Source organism: Myxococcota bacterium, assembly GCA_035498015.1.
GTDB lineage: Bacteria > Myxococcota_A > UBA9160 > SZUA-336 > SZUA-336 > VGRW01.
In genome coordinates this window covers 37,247-54,268 of record DATKAO010000154.1, presented here as the reverse complement: position 1 = coordinate 54,268, position 17,022 = coordinate 37,247, and the positions used below count along the sequence as shown (strand labels likewise).

Genomic DNA, 17,022 nt, shown 5'->3' with positions numbered 1-17,022 from the left:
GCGGGCCTCGCTCAGGGCGGCCTTCGCTCGGCCGGTCCCCAATTGAGGGCTAATATCGCCAGCGATGAGTCGGTGGCGCGCGGGCCTGTGGCTCGCTGTGGTTCTCGCTCTGTCGGGGTGCGGCTATCAGGCGCTGAACGGCCGCAATCCGTTCGGACCCGGCGCCCAGTCGATCGAGCTCAAGTCGTTCGAGAACGACACGCGCGAGCCTGGCTTGGAGCAGCTCGTGGGCGAGGCGATGAACGAGGAGTTCGCGCGGCGCGGCTTGCTGAAGCCGCAGCTCGAAGGGCAGGGGGCGGCGGACCTCGTGCTGCGCGGCACCCTGCTCAGCGCTACGGTGCACTCGAGTTCGTATTCGTCGGGTGCGCTCGCCCTCGAAGAGGGCATCGACGTCGCGTTCAACGTCAGTGTGCACCGGGTCAGCAACGGCGAGCTCGTCTGGCAGCACAACGACCTCCACATGCGCGAAGTGTTCCTGTCGAGCGCCGATCCGCAGGTATACGTGAGCAACAAGGAGCAGGCGCTGCGCCGGATCTCGTCCGAGATTGCCGAGCGGGTCCACGATGAGCTCTTCCAGAAGTTCTGAATCTGTCGCGTCCGTGGTCCTGGTCGAAGGGCCGGAAGCGACGCTGCGCGATGCGGCGCTCGCCGAGCTGCGCGAAACCGTGTTGGCTGGCGCGCTGCGCGAGTTCAACGAGGACCGCTTCGACCTGTCGCTGTCCGGGCTGGATCCGCTCGCGATCATCGCAGCGGCGCGCACGCTGCCGGTCATGGCGCAGCGCCGGCTGGTGCTGGTGCGCGGCCTGGCCGAGAAGCGCGCGGAGAAGTTTCTCGACGGGGCGCTGCTCGAGTATCTCGAGGCGCCGCTCGAGACCACCTGCCTCGTGCTGGAGGCCGAATCGGTCGACAAGCGCCAGAAGTGGGTGAAGCGGGTGGCGAAGATCGGGCGCGTGATCGAGTGCGCCCCGCCGAACCGTCCGGCCGACGTGCGGCGCTGGATCGAGGGCCGGATGAAGCAGCGCGGTGTGCGCGCCGAGAGCGGCGTGGCCTCGACCTTGTTCGACCTGGTGGGACCCGACCTCGACCGGCTCGCGCTCGAGATCGAGAAGCTCGCGCTGTATCTCGGCGACGCCGGCACGCTCGACCCCGACGACGTGGGCGAGCTCGTGGGCCAGCTGCGCGAGCGCGCGGTCTACGAGCTGTGCGACGCGATCGGAGAGCGCCGGCTCGCGAACGCGCTGCGCATGGTGGGCGAGATGTCCGCGCAGGGGCAGCCGCCGCTCATGCTGGTGGGCGCGCTCGCGAATCACTTCCGGCGCCTCTTGCGCGCGCGCGAGCTGCGGCCGCTCGAGGCGAGCGCGGTGCAGCGCAAGCTCGGAATTCACCCGTTTGCGGCGGAGAAGCTGGTCGAACAGGCCCGCCGCTTCGACCTGCGCCGCCTGCGCGCGTGTCTCGATGCCGTGCGGCGCACGGACCTCGCGCTCAAGGGCGGCGTGCCGATCGGCCCGCGCATGGCCCTCGAACGCCTGGTGCTCGCCGTCTGCGCGTGACCAGGCCGAGCGAAGGCCGCCCTGAGCGAGGCCCGCAAGGCCCGAGCGTGGGTAGGGTGCCCACGCGGTCACATGACGAGCCGCGCGCAGTGAGCCGCAGGCGAACGAACGCCAGTAAGACGACTACCGGGCGAGCTTTGACAGGCGCGAGACCGTTCGCGACACGGTGCGCTTGTGGATCACGCCCTTGCTGGCGGCTTTGCGGAGCAGCCGCTCGGCGTCGCGCAGCAGGCTCGGAACTTCCTTGGATCCCGCGGCTTTGGCCTCGCGCAGCTTCCGGACCGCGCCGCGCACGGTCTTGTGGATCTGGTTGTTGCGCGCCCGGCGCCGAAGCGATTGAGCGTGGCGCTTCTTCGCCGATTGGTGGGTAGCCATGGAGACCTCCGAGGGAGCCGGTAAGTACCCCGAGGCGACCACGGTGTCAACGGACGCCGTGGCGCGGGTTTCCCGCTCGGCGGGCGTCGTGGCCGCCGCCACGATGGCCAGCCGCGTGCTCGGACTCGTGCGCGACAGCCTGATCGCGTACGCGTTCCCGGTCGCGGCGAGCGACGCGTTCTTCGTGGCGTTCACCATCCCCAATCTGTTCCGGCGGCTGGTGGGCGAGGGCTCGCTCACGCTCGCCTTCGTGCCGATCTTCAGCCGCGCGCTGCAGCGCTCCGACGACGAGGCGCGCCGGGTCTTCCACGCTACCTGGACGCTGGCGCTGCTGGCCGGGCTCGCGATCTGCCTGGTGGGCATGTGGGCGGCGGATCCTTTGGTGGTGACCTTCGCACCGGGCTACGCGGCCGACCCGGTGAAGCGCGCACTCACCGGCGACCTGCTCCGGCTGTGCTTCCCGTATATCGTGAGTCTCACGCTGGTCGCGGTGGCGATGGGCGCGCTCAACGTGATGGGTCACTTCTTCCGCCCGGCGATCGCGCCGGTGTTCCTGAACCTGTGTCAGATCGTCGCGGTGTTCGCGGGCGTGTGGTGGTTCGATCCGCCGATCACGGCTCTGGCCTGGGGCGTGGTGGCGGCCGGAGTGCTGCAGGTGCTGGCACAGCTCGGGCCGTTGCGCGAGCGCGGCTTCGCGCCGCGCATCCTGTGGGCGCCGAACGACCCCGCGATCCGCCAGCTCTTGATCATGCTGCTGCCGTCGATCGTCGGGGCGTCGGCCTACCAGCTCAACACGATCACCACCCGCGCGATCGCCAGCTTCTTCGGCGATGGCCCGGTCTCGTACATGTACTACGCGACGCGCCTGCTCGAGCTGCCGCTGGGCGTGTTCGTGTTCGGCATCGCCACGTCGAGCCTGCCGCTGTTCGCGCGCCAGGTCGCGAGTCAGGACCGCACGGGCCTGGAGCGCTCGTTCGCGCAGACCATCGGCCTGGTGCTGGCACTCACTCTGCCGTGCACCGCGGGCCTGGTCGTGCTGCGCGACCCGATCGTGTCGGTGCTGTTCGGCTGGAACCCGAGCACGTTCGGCCCCGAGGCGGTGCGGGGCTGCGGTCTCTCGCTGCTCTACTACGGCCTCGGGCTGGTGCCGATCGGCCTGGCGCGCATCTGGGTGAACTTGTGCATCGCCCACCACGACACGCGCACCGGCGCGCAGGCGGCGGTCGTGAGTCTTTTGGTGAACGTGATCGCGGCGCTCACCTGCGTGGGTCCGCTGCCCGCGGGCGTGCTGCCCGAGTGGGCGGTGGCCGCGCAGCACCGCTGCGTGATCGTCGACCTGGGCTGGCTGGGCGTGGCGTTCGCGACCTCGGCCGCGGCCGCGGCCAATGCCGGCTACGTGATCGCGGTCTCGCGCCTGCGCTACGGCGCGCACGTGCACGCGAGTGACTGGGCCGGCTATCTGCGGCTGGTGGCGGCCACGGCGCTCATGTCGCTCGTGCTCTGGGCCGGCGGGGCGCTCGCGCCCGCGCGGGCCTCGGTGGCCGCCGCGATCCGCCTGACGCTCCTGATCAGCGCTGGCGGGCTCGTCTATCTGGCGGGTCTCTGGCTGTTCGGCGCGCCGGAGTTCGCGCTCGTGCGCGGCGTGCTGCGCCGCGCGCTGCGCCTGCGACCTTCAGCGGCCTAGTCCGCGAGCCGAATCAAGGCACTGACTCGGTCTAGTTCCTGGAAGGGAGAGGCGTGCCCGCGATCTGGCGAATGCGCGCGATGGCGCTGGCGCTGCTGGCGCTCGCGACCGTCGCGGTCGCGCCTGGGGCGCTGGCCGGCGCGTCCGGTCAGCAGAAGCCGCTCGAGGTCCCGAGCGGGCCGCTGCCCGAGCCCGAGAGCGGGGCGGGGCTGTCGACGCCCGACCGCGTGAGTGGCGCCGCCGAGGCCATGCACGACCGCGGCTTCGACGAGCTGCCGATCCTGGCCTGGGCGCTGCTCGAGACCGCCCGCGCCGAGGCCCGGCCGGAGCTCGTGGACAAGGCCGTCGCGCTCGCGCCCGGCTCGCCCGGCGTGCGCTTCGAGGCGGCGCGCATCTCGGGCGATCCCAAGGAACTGTTCTTCGCGCTGCGCGCGCTCGGCTCGTGCCTGCCGGGTGCCCTGTTCGCGCTGGCGCTGTTCGCGATCACGGTCGGTGGGGGGATCCTCGCGCTGGCCGTGGGCGCTTCGATCTTCGCGGCGCTGCGCGGCTTCGGGCTGCACGGCCACGCCTTCGGCCACACGCTCTCGGCCCGGAACCCGCCGGGCTGGCCCGGAGTGCTGCTGCTGCTGGCGGCGCTCGGCGCAGCGCCGCTCTTCGGCATCGGACCGATCGCGCTGGCGGCGCTGTTCGGCGCGATCGGCGCCATGCGGCTGCCGCGGCGCGAGGCGCTGTTCGTGGCGGGGTCGCTCGCGGCCGCGGGCTTCGCGCTCGGGCCCGGGCTCGAGCGCAGCTCGCCGGCGCTCGCGGCGGTGGGTCGCGAGCCGGCGCTGATGGCCGCCTACCGCATCGACCGCGGCCAGTCACTTCCCGGCGACTTCGAGCGCGTGCAGGCGGCGAGTCAGCGCCAGCCCGACGACGCGCTGATGCGCCTGGCCCTGGCGACCGCCTGGCTGCGGCGCGGCGAGCTCGGGCGCGTGGAGGACGCGCTGGGCACGCCGAGTGACTCGCTGCCGCCGGCGATCCGTGCCGCACAGCTCAACCTGCGCGGCATCGTGCGGCTCGCGCGCGGCGACGTGAGCGAGGCGATCTCGAGCTTCGAGCGGGCGCGCGCCGCCGAGGAGACCGCGCCGGTGGTCTTCAACCTGTCGCAGGCCTACGGCCGCGCGTTCCGGCTCACCGAGCGCCCGGTCGCCTTCGACGCCGCGCGCGCGCTCGATCCCGAGCTGGTGAGCCGCTACAACGCGAACGAGGGCGTGAACGTGCACAAGTGCCTGATCGCGCCGTCGCTCTCGCTCGCGATCTACGGCGCCCGCGCGCTCGCGCCCAGCGAGGACTCTCGCGCGCTCGCGGCCGAGCTGCGCGAGCGCCTGCTCGGCACGTTCCAGCGCGACCGGCTGTGGATGCTCCTGCCCGCAGCCGCGCTGCTCGCGCTCGTGCTGCGCCGCGACAGCGTGTCGCGCTGCAGCCGCTGCGACCAGCCGATCTGCGCGCGCTGCTCGCGCGAAGCGCGCTCGGCGGGCACCTGCATGCGCTGCGTGCGCCTGTTCATCAAGCGCGAGCGCACCGACCCGCGCCTGCGCAAGCTCGAGCTCGACCGCGACCGCCGCCGCCAGCGGCGCGCGATCCTGAGTCAGTCACTCGCTTCGCTGGCCGCGCCCGGCTTGGTCGATCTGGTCGACGATCGCACCGTGCGCGGCACCTGGCTCTTGTTCTCGCTCGGGTCGGGGCTGGCGGCGCTGCACGCGCCGGGCATCCTGCCCGTGCCCTGGGACCTGGGCACGCTCGGCTTCGCGCTGCCGGTCGCGCTGGCGCTGTTCTTCCTGGCGCCGCCGGTCGCGCTGGGCGTGCTGCAGAGTGTCTCGAAGCTCGGCGGGCTGCGGAGGCCGGAATGAGTCTCTCGGGCATCCTCGCCGACTTCCCGGTCGCCGACGTCTTCCAGCTGATCGCGCAGCAGCGCAAGACCGGCGTGCTCGAGGTCGAACGCAAGGGCCGCACGCTCTTGGTGTATTTCCTGGAGGGCCAGGTGCTCGCGGCGCGGCCGTCCGAGACACGGCCCGACGGGTCACTCGCCGGCTACCTGCTGCGCGCGGGCGCGCTCTCCGAGTCGGCGCTGTCCGACGCGCGCAAGCACCAGGAGCAGACACTCGAGGGCCTGGTGCCGACGCTTTTGGCGCAGAACCTGGTGCCGCGCGCCGACCTGGAGCAAGTCACCAAGCTCGCCACCGGCGAGACGATCTTCGAGCTCTTCCTGTGGGACGAGGGCCGCTTCGCCTTCCGCGCCGAGGACGTGCACGCGGGCCCGGTCGACAAGGCCACGCCGGCCGAGATGGTGCTGCTCGACGCGCTGCGCATGCGCGACGAGTGGGTCTCGATCCAGGGCTGGCTTCCCGACCTGTCGGTCGTGCTGGTGCCGAACCAGGACGTCGAGGGCTTCCGCGCCAAGCGCGCCTCGATCGAGTCGGGCTCGGGCGTGCCCGGCGCCGACCTCGAGAAGCTGTTCACGCTGGCGAACGGCCGGCTGGCCGCGCGGCGGGTGATCGACCTCTCGCGCCTGGGCACCTTCCAGGGCGCGCGCGGTCTGGTGGCGCTGATCCGCAACGGCTCACTGCGCCCCGAGCAGCGCGAGGCCGAGGCCGAGGAGGAGCGCCCGGAGCGGCGCGCGGACCGGCCGCCGATCGCGGCGCTGGCGCTGCTCGTGGTGTCGGCCGTGCTGGCCGGCGCGCTGTTCCTGGCCAAGCTGCCCGCGCATCCGGGCCGGCCGCTGCCCAGCGATCCGGTCGCCGAGCTGCGCGAGAGCGCCGCCACCGAGCGCATCCAGGCCGCGCTCGAGGCGCACCGCTGGGCGAGCGGCCAATACCCCGAAACGCTCGACGGCCTGCGCGACGCCGGCGCGCTCTTGGCAGCGGTTCCGCTCGACCGATACAGTTACCAGCGCTCGCCCGACGGCTACCGTCTGTGGCGAATACGCCCCTAGGGAGGATCGTTGGCCGACGAAGATCCGCTGGTTCTCGAGGACAACGCGCTGGCCCAGGTCGTGTACGGACAAGGCGACCGGAACCTGCGAAAGCTCGAACAGCTCGTCGGCGTGCGTATCTCGGCGCGGGGAAATCGGGTACGCGTCTCGGGGCCGATCCTCGAGTCCAAGCTCACCCGGCGCGTGATCCGCGACCTGTACGACCTGGCCGCGGCCGGCGCGCCGGTCGAGGAGTCCGACGTGCGCCAGATGGTGCACCTGGCCGAGGACGGGCCTTCGCAAGCCGCCAGCGCGCTCATCTCGGGCACCAGCGTGGAGGTCGGGAGACACAAGCGCATCCTGCCGCGCACCGAGAACCAGCGGCTCTATCTCGAGACGATCCGCGAGCACGCGCTCACCTTCGGCATCGGCCCCGCGGGCACCGGCAAGACCTATCTGGCCATGGCCATGGCGGTCGAGTCACTCCTGCGGCGCGAGGTCGGGCGCATCATCCTGACCCGGCCCGCGGTCGAGGCCGGTGAGAAGCTCGGCTTCCTGCCCGGCTCGCTGTTCGACAAGGTCGACCCGTATCTGCGGCCGCTCACCGACGCGCTGCACGACATGCTGCACGGCGAGGAGGTCACGCGGCGCATGGAGCGCGGCGTGATCGAGATCGCGCCGCTCGCGTTCATGCGCGGGCGCACGCTGAACGACGCCTTCATCATCCTCGACGAGGCGCAGAACACCACCTCGGAGCAGATGCGCATGTTCCTCACGCGCATGGGCTTCGACTCCAAGGCCGTGATCAACGGCGACGTGACTCAGATCGACCTGCCGCGCGGCACGACTTCGGGGCTGATCGAGGCCAAGAAGGTGCTGGCCGAGGTGCCGGGAATCGCGTTCGTGCACTTCAACGAGAAGGACGTGGTCCGCCACCCGCTCGTGCAGGAAGTGATTCGCGCGTACGACCGCTACGAAGCCGAGCGCTGAGGCGCGCATGCCCAAGTCGGACTCGAGGACGATGCGCAGCGCGGCCAAGCCCGGGGCCGCGCCCGCCGAGGAGCGCGCGGGCGGACCGTCGCTGTGGATCGGCGCGCTGGCCGCGAGCCTGGTGCTCTCGGCGCTGCTCACGCTCGAAATCCTGCCGGCCGTGGGCGGCCTGGCCCTGGGGGTGCCCGCGGCGGGCGACATCGCCGACCACGACGAGAAGGCGCCGTTCGCCATGAACGTGGTCGACCCGGTGGCCACCGAGAGGCTGCGCCGCGAGGCGTCCGACGCCGCGCCCCTGGTCTACGACTTCGACGACAAGCGCTCGGGCGCGCTGCGCGAGAGCATCGTGGCGGCGTTCGGCGCTGCGCGCGCGGTGCACCCGGCGCCGCCCACCCGCGGAGCGACGCCCGCGCCCGACGCGAGCCCGCGCACCCCGGGCAGCGCCTTCCGCGAGTCACTGGGCCCGGACGTGCAGGTTCCCGACGCGTCGCTCGCCTGGGTCGAGAAGGGCGGCTTCTCGCTGCAGGAGCAGGCGTTCCTGATGCAGCTGGTGGACCCGGTCGCGCAGCGCATGATCGTCGACGACGCCGCCGACCTCGAGCACCAGGCCGAGCTGCGCAGCGTCGTGGTGCGCGACCTCGGCAGCGGCAACGAGCGCACGCTCAAGCCGGGCACGCGCGTGCTCACCACCGAGGCCGCGCGCGCGCTGATCGAGCACGCGGCGAACGACGTCGTGCCGGGCGCCTCGCCCGCCGCGCGCACGGCGCTGGTGCCGCTCGCCAAGGCGCTGATCCGCCCCAACCTCAACTTCAACCTGCGCGCCACCGACGAGCGCCGCAAGGCGGCCGAGGGCAGCGTGAAGGAGGCCACGATCTCGCTGCGCAAGGGCGAGATCATCGTGCGCGACGGCGACCCGATCACCGAGCGCCATCTGCTCATCCTGAACGAGATCCGCAGCAAGCAGAGCGCGCTGTCGCGGCTGGCGGTGTTCCTGGGAGTCACGCTGCTGATCTTCACGCTCATGCGTGTGATCTGGCGCTTCGGCGTGAACAGCCTGCAGCGCTTCCCGCGCCGCAACCGCGACGCCTGGTTCCTGCTCACGGTGCTGGTGGTGACTGCGCTGGGCACGACGCTGGCTCTGTTCCTGACCGACCTCGCGGGCGAGAGCCCGCGCCTGCAGCCGTGGGTCGACGAGTGGCCGGGCGTGCTGCAGTTCGTGATTCCCGTGGCCGCCGCGACCATGCTGGTGCGCATGGTGCAGAGCGCCGAGACCGCGGCCCTGTTCGCCGCGCTCTCGTCGGTGATCGCGGGGCTGCAGGTGCACGGCGACCTGGGCTTCACCTTCTACTCGCTGGCCGGCTCACTCACCGCGGCGCTGGGCGCGGCCAAGGTGACCCAGCGCGGCACGCTGATGCGCGCGGGCCTGCGCGTGGGCGCGGCCAACGCCACGGTGGTGCTGGCGCTCTTGCTGCTCGGCAACCACCTGGCGCCGGGCACGGTCGCGCTCGGGCTCGCGCTCGCGCTGGCCTGCGGGGCGCTGTGCGGGATTTTGGTGTCGGGCTTCGCGCCGGTGATCGAGTCACTGTTCTCGTACACCACCGACGTGAAGCTGCTCGAGCTGGCCAACCGCGAGCAGTCGGTGCTGCGCGAGCTCGAGCTGCGCGCGCCCGGCACCTACCACCACAGCATGATGGTCGGTCACCTGGCCGAGAAGGCCGCCGAGGCGATCGGCGCCAACGCGCTGCTCGCCAAGGTCGCGGGCTACTACCACGACATCGGCAAGATGCGCCGCCCGCAGTTCTTCGTGGAGAACGTCACCATCACCCAGGGCGAGAACCGGCACGAGAAGCTCTCGCCCTCGATGTCGGCGCGCATCATCCAGGCGCACGTGAAGGACGGCGTCGAGCTGGCCGAGAAACACAAGCTCGCGCTGCCGATCGCGCGCGGCATCATGGAGCACCACGGCACCAGCGTGATCCGCTTCTTCTACGAGAAGGCCAAGGAGAACGCCGACCCCGAAAAGGGCGACCTCGTGGCCGAGCACGATTACCGCTATCCGGGTCCCAAGCCGCAGACACGCGAGGCGGGCATCCTGATGCTGGCCGACTCGGTCGAGGCCGCATCGCGGACGCTGGTAGACACCTCGCCCGCGCGCGTGCAGCAGCTTGTCCAGCGCATCATCAACAACTACTTTCGCGACGGCCAGCTCGACGAGTGCAATCTCACGCTGCGCGACCTGCACGCCATCGCCCGCAGCTTCATCGACACGCTCTCCGCGATCCGCCACGAGCGCATCGACTATCCCGAGACCACCGACGCGACGGGCCGGCGGCTGGAAGAAGAGGTCGATGAAGGTTTCTCTGACCGCGGTGAAACGCGCCCCGGGAGTCGACCGGACGGCGCTCGCGAGAAACGCGAAGACGATATTAAGCGCCTTGGGCTCGACTGACGCCGAGCTCTCGATCGCGCTGGTCGACGACGCCGAGATCGCGCGCCTGGCCGGCGACTTCGGGCGCCGGCGCCGCGCCACCGACGTGCTGGCCTTCGCGCAGCGCGAGGGCAGGGGCCGCGGCGACTCACTCTGCCTGGGCGACGTGGTGATCTCGCTCGACACGGCGCGCCGGCAGGCGGCCCGGCGCGGAGTCACCTTGGACCGCGAGCTGCGTGCGCTCCTGATCCACGGCTGCCTGCACCTGCACGGGCTCGACCACATGCGGCCGGCCGACCGCGCGCGCATGCGCACGCTCGAGCGCCACCTCGAGTGGGAGCTCGCGCGGCTCGAGTGACACGCCTGGGACTCAGCCTGGCGTTCGCGGCGCTGTTCGCGCTCTCGTTCGCGTTCCGCGCCGGCGACGTGTTCTTCGACGTGGGCCCGGTCGCGGCCTGGGCCGCGGCCGCGCCGCTCTGGCTCCTGCTCCGCGACGCGCCGCCGCGCGCCGCGTTCGGGCGCGCGTTCCTCGCGGCCTGGCTCGGCTACGCGTGTGTGTTCTGGTGGCTGTTCATCGTGATCACCGTCTACGGCAAGGCCCCCGCCGCCGCTGGTGTGGCCGGCACGCTGGGCGTGGCCGCCTACTGCGCGCTGTGTCTCGCGCTGGGCGCGGCCGCGGCCGCGGCGCTGCGCCCGTGGGCCGGGCCCGCGGCCGCGCTGCTCCTGCCCGCGGCCTGGATCCTCGCCGACCGCGTGCGCGCGCTGGAGTCGGTCGCGGCCTTCCCGTGGGCCTTTCTCGGCTACGCGGCCCACGCCGACCCGCCGCTGCGCGGCCTCGCGTCGCTGTGCGGCGTGTACGGGCTGTCGTTCGTGTACGCGCTCTCGGGCGTCTGGCTCGCCGAGCGGCGCTGGCCGGCCCTGGCCGCGCTCGTGCTCGGCGCGCACGCCCTGGGCTGGCTCGCACTGCCCGGCGCGCTCGCGCCCGCAGACACTCCGCCCATCCACGTGGCGATGATCCAGGGGAACATCCCGCAGAGCGAGAAGTGGGACCCGGACTTCGAGTCACACAACTTCGCCGCGCAGCTCGAGCTCTCGCGCGAGGCGCTCGCCAGCGACCCGCCCGACCTGCTCTTGTGGCCCGAGGCCGCGGTCCCGGGCTTCCTGCTCGACCCGGGCGACGTGGCGAGATACCCCTTCCTGGCCGACTCACAGCGCGAGTTTCGCGACCCGCTGCTCGCGCTCGCACGCGACCGCCAGGTGCCGCTCCTGGTCGGGGCGCTGGCACTCACGCCCGTTCCCGGCCAGCGCATGCCGAACGTGTACAACAGCGCCTTCACGATCACGCCCCGCGACGGGCTCGCCGACCGCCACGACAAGACCGTGCTGGTGCCATTCGGCGAGTACATCCCGGCGCGCTGGCTCCTGTTCGGGTCGCTCAGCGCCGTGGCCTCCGGCGTGGCGAACCTGGGCGACGTCACTCCCGGCGACGGCGTGCGCCGGCTGCGGGGCATGGGCCGGCTGGGGGAGCATGCCCCTGCGGTGCTCATTTGTTATGAAGTCGTCTATCCGGGCGTCGTGAGCCGGGCGGTGCGCGAGGGAGCGCGGCTGCTGATCAACATCACCAACGACGCGTGGTACGGGCGGTCGAGCGCTCCGCACCAGTTCCTGGCGATCGCCCAGCTGCGGTCGGCGGAACACGGGTTGCCGATGCTGCGCGATGCAAACACGGGAGTGAGTGCCTTGATCGATGCGGGCGGAGCGGTGCTGTCCGAAACACCGATCTTCGAGCGCCACGTGCTGGCGGGCGAGGTTCCGCGCGCGCGCGCGTCGGCCACGCCCTACAGCCGCATCGGTGACTGGCCGCTCTGGCTGTGCGCCGCGAGCTTCGCGTTCCTGGGAGGGAGAGCCGTTGTCGGAAGACGCCGGCGCTAGGCTGCGCGAGCTGCGCGACGAGCTGCCCCGGCTGCGCGAGCGATTCGCGGAGCTGCGGAGGCATCTTTGACCTCGCCTCGAAGCAGGCGAAGCTCGAGGAGCTGCAACAGCGCGCCTCCGACCCCGAGCTGTGGAGCGACCGCGAGCGCGCCGAGCGCGTGCTCCGCGAACAGCGCGAGCTAGAGAAGAGCGTGGGCTTCTTCGCCGAGACCGAGAAGCTCTTCGAGGAGTCCGAGCTCATGCTGGAGCTCGCCGGCGAGTCACCCGACGCGGACTCGGTGGGCGAAGCCGCGGCCCCGCTCGCGACCCTGCGCGGGCGGCTCGAGGAAGCCGAGCTCGCGCGCATGCTCGCGGGCGAGCACGACGCGCTCGACGCGATCGTGTCGATCAACGCCGGCGCGGGCGGCACCGAGTCACAGGACTGGGCCGAGATGCTCTTGCGCATGTACCTGCGCTGGTGCGAGCGCCACGGCTACGCGGTCGAGATCGTCGACATCCAGCCGGGCGAAGAGGCGGGCATCAAGGGAGTCACCTTCACGGTGAAGGGTCAGTACGCCTACGGCCGGCTGCGCAGCGAGATCGGCATCCACCGGCTGGTGCGCATCTCGCCCTTCGACGCGCAGAAGCGCCGCCACACCAGCTTCGCCTCGGTCTCGATGATTCCCGACATCGGCGACGACATCGAGGTCGACCTGGACGAGAAGGACCTGCGCATCGACACCTACCGTGCGGGCGGCGCCGGCGGCCAGCACGTGAACAAGACCGACTCGGCCGTGCGGCTCACCCACCTGCCGAGCGGCATCGTGGTGCAGTGCCAGAACGAGCGCAGCCAGCACAAGAACAAAGCCCAGGCCATGAAGATCCTGCGCGCCAAGCTGTACGAGAAGGCGCGCCTGGAGCACGAGGCCGAGATCGAGAAAGTGGCGGGCGAGAAGAAGAAGATCGACTTCGGCAGTCAGATCCGCTCCTACACGCTGCACCCGTCGCAGCGTGTGAAGGACCACCGCACCGAGTTCGAGGTCGGCAACGCGCAGGCCGTGCTCGACGGCGATCTCGACGGCTTCATGCGCGCGTATCTCCTGTCGGAGGGCAAGTAAGTGGCCAGCGAGGCCGAGATCCTGGCCGCGCGCCGCAAGGCGGCCGAGGAGCTGCGCGCGCGCGGCGTCGACCTGTTCCCGGCGCGCGTGCCGCGCGACCGCACGACGATCCCCGAGATCCTGGCGCGCTTCGGCACCGCCGATGCCGCCGCGCTCGAAAAGGCCGACGTGAGCGCCTGCGTCGCGGGCCGGATCGTCGCGCTGCGCAGCTTCGGCAAGATGGCCTTCGCCACCGTGCAGGGCGACGGCGAGCGCCTGCAGCTGTGGCTGCGCAAGGACGCGCTCTCCGCCGAGTCGTGGGCCGAGTTCCAGCTCTACGAGGTCGGCGACTTCGCCTACGCGCGCGGCAAGCTCGTGCGCACCAAGAAGGGCGAGCTGTCGCTCGACGTGCACGAGCTCGGCTTCCTGGCCAAGTCGTACCGGCCGCTGCCCGAGAAGTGGCACGGCCTGCAGGACGTCGAGTCGCGCTACCGCCAGCGCTACCTCGACGTGCTCACCAACCCGGAGTCACGGCGCGCCTTCGTGATCCGCTCGCGCATGATCAGCGCCATGCGCGAGTATCTCGACGCGCGCGGCTTCCTCGAGGTCGAGACGCCGATCCTGCAGCCGATCTACGGCGGGGCGCACGCGCGGCCGTTCACCACGCTGCACAACACCTACGACCAAAAGCTCTTCCTGCGCATCTCGTTCGAGCTGTATTTGAAGCGCCTCATCGTGGGCGGCTTCGACCGCGTGTACGAGATCGGCCGCGACTTCCGCAACGAGGGCATCGACCGCAAGCACAACCCCGAGTTCACCATGCTCGAGGTGTACCAGGCCTACGCGGACTACCACGACATGATGGAGCTGGTCGAGAACATGGTCGCGCTGTGCGCGGAGCGCGCGCTGGGCACGCCGACCCTCGAGCGCGACGGCGTGAAGCTCGACCTGTCTCAGCCCTGGCCGCGCCGCAAGATGGTCGACTTGATCCGCGACGCGTGCGGGATCGACATCGAGCGCTCGGCCGAGCTCGACTCATTGCGCGCTGCGGTGAAGCAGGCGCGCGTGCCGAACGTCGATCTCGAAACGATCCACAGCTGGGCGGGCCTCGTGGACGCGGTGTTCTCCGAAACGGTCGAGCCATCGCTCGTGGCGCCGACGTTCGTCGTCGACTACCCGGCCGCGCTCTCTCCGCTCGCCAAGCGCGATCCCGCGCGCCCGCACATGGTGGAGCGCTTCGAGGGCTTCATCGGCGGGATGGAGATCTGCAACGCGTTCAGCGAGCTGAACGATCCCGACGACCAGCGCGTGCGTTTCGAGGAGCAGGCCGAGGCCGGCCGGAAGGGCGACGCCGAGGCGCAGCCGCTCGATGAGGATTTTCTCCTCGCGCTCGAGCACGGCATGCCGCCCACCGGGGGCATGGGGCTGGGCGTCGGGCGCCTGGCGATGATCCTGGCCGGCGCGAGTCACCTGCGCGAGGTGAAGCTCTTCCCCCATCTGAGACCGCGCGATGCTTGAGCTGCTCTCGCGCAGCCTCGGCTTCGTGTCGGCGAGCCTGGTGGCGCTGATCGCGCTCGGCTTCGCGGCCATGTTCCTGTTCTTCTCGGGCTCGGCGGCGCTGATTCTCGGTCACTTCCTGCGCTTCACGCGCGCGCCGCGCGTGGCGCTGCCCGCGATCGCGGCGGCCGCGGCGCTGCTCGCCGTGGTGTCGCGGCTCTCCGGGGTGGAGTGGGCCTGGTCGCCGGCGCTCGCGCAGATCGTGACCGGACTCGCCGCGTGGGGTCTCGTGCGCGTGCCGCGCGCGCACCGCGCGCTGCGCATCGGCTTCGGGGTGACGCTGGCCGTGTGCGGAGGGCTCTTCCTGCTGGGGCTGCTCGTGCCGCGCTTCTCCGAGGCCGCGCACGAGGCGGCCATGGTCGCGGCGCTGCTCCTGATCTTCCCCGCGCTCGGGCTCTGGCCGCTCGTGCTCGCGGGGCTGGTCGAGCACCGGCGCGCCAAGCCCGTCGAGTGGTTCGTGGGCCTGCGCTATCTCGTCGCGCGCCGGCGCCAGACCTTCATCTCGATCATCTCGGTGATCTGCGTGGTCGGCGTGGCGCTGGGCGTGGCGGTGATCACCGTCGTGCTCTCGGTCATGAACGGCTTCTCCTCCATGTGGGAGGAGAAGGTGATCGGCGCGCGCTCGCACCTCTCGGTGCTGTCGCGCGCCGGTGACATCGAGCACTACCGCGAGCTCGCCGCCGACGTGCGCACCGTTCCCGGCGTGGTGGGCGCGACGCCGTTCATCGCGACCGACGCCATCCTGCGCGGTCACGACGGCGGGCTGCAGGCGATCGTGCTGAAGGGCGTCGACCCGGAGACGGTCGCGCAGGCCACCCAGCTCGTGAGCACGATCCGCGCCGGGTCGCTCGCGGACCTCGCGCCCAAGCCCGACGGCACCGACCTCGAGCGGCTCTCGGGAGTGATCGTGGGCGCAGAGATCGCGAACCGGTTCCTCTTGCGCGTGGGCGACCCGCTGGTGCTGATCTCGCCCATGGGCGGGCAGCCCACGCCACTGGGCCCGGCGCCGCGGCTCGAGCGCTTCCGCGTGGCGGGCATCTTCCGCAGTGACTTCTTCCAGTTCGACGAGAGCTTCGTGTACACGAGTCTCGCCGGCGCCCAGAAGTTCATGAAGCTCGGCGACGTGGCGCAGGGCATCGAGGTGCGCACCGTCGACGCCTACCGCTCGCGCGCGATCGCGGGCCAGATCGAGGCGTCGCTCGACGCGACCGGCATCTACTACACGCGCGACTGGAAGGACTACTTCCCGAGCTTCTTCCAGGCGCTGAAGACCGAACGGGTGATGATGTTCGTGCTGCTCTCGTTCATCATGGTCGTGGCGGGGTTCATCATCGTCGCGACGCTGATCATGATGATCATGGAGAAGTCACAGGACATCGCGATCCTGAAGACCATGGGCTGTCCCGACGACGGCATCCTGCGCATGTTCGCGATCGAGGGCTTCCTGATCGGCGTGGTGGGGCTCCTGGTCGGGATCGGCATGGGCCTGGTGATCACCTGGAACCTCGACGTGATCCAGTCCGGTGTCGAGCGCACGTTCGGCTTCGACGTGCTGCCGGCCAACGTGTACCAGCTGCAGCGCCTGCCGCACTCGGTCGAGCCGGTGCAGCTCGCGCTGATCTCGCTGATCGCCATGGTGCTGTCGATCGGGGCGACGCTCCTGCCGTCCTGGCAGGCGTCGCGCCTCGATCCTGCGGAGGCGCTCCGCTATGAGTGAGCTCGAAGCCGTCGGCGTGGTGAAGCGCTTCCAGCTCGGCGACAGCACGATCGAGGTGCTGAACGGCGTGAGTCTCCTGCTACGGCCCGGCGAGTCACTCGCCGTGCTCGGCGTGTCCGGCGCCGGCAAGTCGACGCTGTTGCACGTGCTGGGCGGGCTCGAACGCCCGAGCGCCGGCGAGGTGCGCTTCGGCGGCAAGGACCTGTACGCGCTGCCGCAGGACGAAGTGGCCGCCTTCCGCAACCGCCAGCTCGGCTTCGTGTTCCAGTCACACCACCTGCTGCCCGAGTTCGACGCGCTCGAGAACGTGATGATGCCCTGCATGCTGGGCGGCATGTCCCGGCGCGAGTCGCGCGAGAAGGCGCGCGCCATGCTCGACGCCGTGGGTCTGTCGCACCGGCTGGCGCACAACCCCGGCAAGCTCTCCGGCGGCGAGCGCCAGCGCGTGGCGATCGCGCGCGCGCTCGTGCTCGATCCCGCGGTCGTGCTGGCCGACGAGCCCACCGGCAACCTGGACCCCCACACGGCCGACGACGTGGTCGATCTGTTCCTGAAATTGAACGCCCAGGCACGGACCGCCCTCGTGCTCGTCACCCACAACGAAAAGCTCGCGAACCGCCTGGCCAAGAAGCGTTACCTGGTCGAGGGCAGGCTCGAGTCTTAGCGATGCTCCCGGGGGGGCGTCTCGGGTACACTGCGGTCCCCCTCGAGGCGGACTTCCCCTTGAAGCTCCCATTCAGTGATCTCCGTCCGCAGCGTG

14 protein-coding genes are annotated in these 17,022 nt (G+C 71.2%); 13 read left to right on the top strand and 1 reads right to left on the bottom strand.

Annotated features, from left to right (window positions below; translation table 11 throughout):
- Positions 1 to 64: 64 nt before the first annotated feature.
- Both lptE and holA read left to right on the top strand, forming a co-directional pair.
- Positions 65 to 586, top strand: coding sequence for an LPS assembly lipoprotein LptE (gene lptE / locus VMR86_14195; protein HTO08197.1), 522 nt, complete (start codon positions 65 to 67; stop codon positions 584 to 586).
- Between the two features lie 13 nt (positions 587 to 599).
- A complete protein-coding gene (gene holA, locus VMR86_14190) occupies positions 600 to 1,550 on the top strand; it encodes a DNA polymerase III subunit delta (GenBank protein ID HTO08196.1) in 951 nt (316 codons plus the stop codon).
- Between the two features lie 123 nt (positions 1,551 to 1,673).
- Here the strand turns inward: holA and rpsT are convergent, their stop codons facing one another.
- A complete protein-coding gene (gene rpsT, locus VMR86_14185) occupies positions 1,674 to 2,027 on the bottom strand; it encodes a 30S ribosomal protein S20 (GenBank protein ID HTO08195.1) in 354 nt (117 codons plus the stop codon).
- On the opposite strand from rpsT, the gene murJ reads away from it, so the two are divergent.
- The 11 genes from murJ to VMR86_14130 all read left to right on the top strand — a co-directional run bounded on the left by murJ (position 2,014) and on the right by VMR86_14130 (position 16,926).
- On the top strand, positions 2,014 to 3,609 hold the full coding sequence (murJ, locus tag VMR86_14180; protein HTO08194.1) for a murein biosynthesis integral membrane protein MurJ: 1,596 nt from the start codon (positions 2,014 to 2,016) through the stop codon (positions 3,607 to 3,609). The two genes, rpsT and murJ, sit on opposite strands and share 14 nt — an antisense overlap.
- 53 nt (positions 3,610 to 3,662) lie before the next feature.
- The gene (locus VMR86_14175) at positions 3,663 to 5,501 is read left to right on the top strand and encodes a hypothetical protein (protein ID HTO08193.1); all 1,839 of its coding nucleotides are present in this window, start codon (positions 3,663 to 3,665) and stop codon (positions 5,499 to 5,501) included.
- Positions 5,498 to 6,583 carry a DUF4388 domain-containing protein gene (locus tag VMR86_14170; protein HTO08192.1) on the top strand — a complete coding sequence of 362 codons (1,086 nt, stop codon included), beginning with the start codon at positions 5,498 to 5,500 and terminating at the stop codon, positions 6,581 to 6,583. The genes VMR86_14175 and VMR86_14170 overlap by 4 nt, the downstream gene beginning before the upstream one ends.
- Before the next feature lie 9 nt (positions 6,584 to 6,592).
- On the top strand, positions 6,593 to 7,552 hold the full coding sequence (locus tag VMR86_14165) for a PhoH family protein (GenBank protein ID HTO08191.1): 960 nt from the start codon (positions 6,593 to 6,595) through the stop codon (positions 7,550 to 7,552).
- Between the two features lie 7 nt (positions 7,553 to 7,559).
- Positions 7,560 to 10,001 carry an HDIG domain-containing protein gene (locus VMR86_14160; protein ID HTO08190.1) on the top strand — a complete coding sequence of 814 codons (2,442 nt, stop codon included), beginning with the start codon at positions 7,560 to 7,562 and terminating at the stop codon, positions 9,999 to 10,001.
- Positions 9,988 to 10,338 carry an rRNA maturation RNase YbeY gene (ybeY, locus tag VMR86_14155; protein HTO08189.1) on the top strand — a complete coding sequence of 117 codons (351 nt, stop codon included), beginning with the start codon at positions 9,988 to 9,990 and terminating at the stop codon, positions 10,336 to 10,338. The genes VMR86_14160 and ybeY overlap by 14 nt, the downstream gene beginning before the upstream one ends.
- Positions 10,335 to 11,912: an apolipoprotein N-acyltransferase gene (gene lnt / locus VMR86_14150; GenBank protein HTO08188.1), complete on the top strand. Its 1,578-nt coding sequence runs from the start codon at positions 10,335 to 10,337 to the stop codon at positions 11,910 to 11,912. The genes ybeY and lnt overlap by 4 nt, the downstream gene beginning before the upstream one ends.
- Before the next feature lies 1 nt (position 11,913).
- Positions 11,914 to 13,009, top strand: a protein-coding gene (gene prfB, locus VMR86_14145; GenBank protein ID HTO08187.1) for a peptide chain release factor 2 whose coding sequence is annotated in 2 segments (ribosomal slippage) — positions 11,914 to 11,970 and positions 11,972 to 13,009 — 1,095 coding nt in all. Because the reading frame shifts where the segments join, the coding sequence is not laid out codon by codon here.
- A complete protein-coding gene (gene lysS, locus VMR86_14140; protein HTO08186.1) occupies positions 13,010 to 14,506 on the top strand; it encodes a lysine--tRNA ligase in 1,497 nt (498 codons plus the stop codon).
- On the top strand, positions 14,499 to 16,262 hold the full coding sequence (locus VMR86_14135) for a lipoprotein-releasing ABC transporter permease subunit (protein HTO08185.1): 1,764 nt from the start codon (positions 14,499 to 14,501) through the stop codon (positions 16,260 to 16,262). Before lysS ends, VMR86_14135 begins: the two co-directional genes overlap by 8 nt.
- A complete protein-coding gene (locus VMR86_14130) occupies positions 16,255 to 16,926 on the top strand; it encodes an ABC transporter ATP-binding protein (protein ID HTO08184.1) in 672 nt (223 codons plus the stop codon). The genes VMR86_14135 and VMR86_14130 overlap by 8 nt, the downstream gene beginning before the upstream one ends.
- Positions 16,927 to 17,022: the final 96 nt, after the last annotated feature.

Excerpts from the sequence above, each read along its gene's own strand:
- lptE (HTO08197.1), top strand. The coding sequence starts at position 65 with ATGAGTCGGTGGCGCGCGGGCCTGTGGCTCGCTGTGGTTCTCGCTCTG.
- VMR86_14170 (HTO08192.1), top strand. The coding sequence starts at position 5,498 with ATGAGTCTCTCGGGCATCCTCGCCGACTTCCCGGTCGCCGACGTCTTC.
- VMR86_14160 (HTO08190.1), top strand. The coding sequence starts at position 7,560 with ATGCCCAAGTCGGACTCGAGGACGATGCGCAGCGCGGCCAAGCCCGGG.
- VMR86_14135 (HTO08185.1), top strand. The coding sequence starts at position 14,499 with ATGCTTGAGCTGCTCTCGCGCAGCCTCGGCTTCGTGTCGGCGAGCCTG.
- VMR86_14130 (HTO08184.1), top strand. The coding sequence starts at position 16,255 with ATGAGTGAGCTCGAAGCCGTCGGCGTGGTGAAGCGCTTCCAGCTCGGC.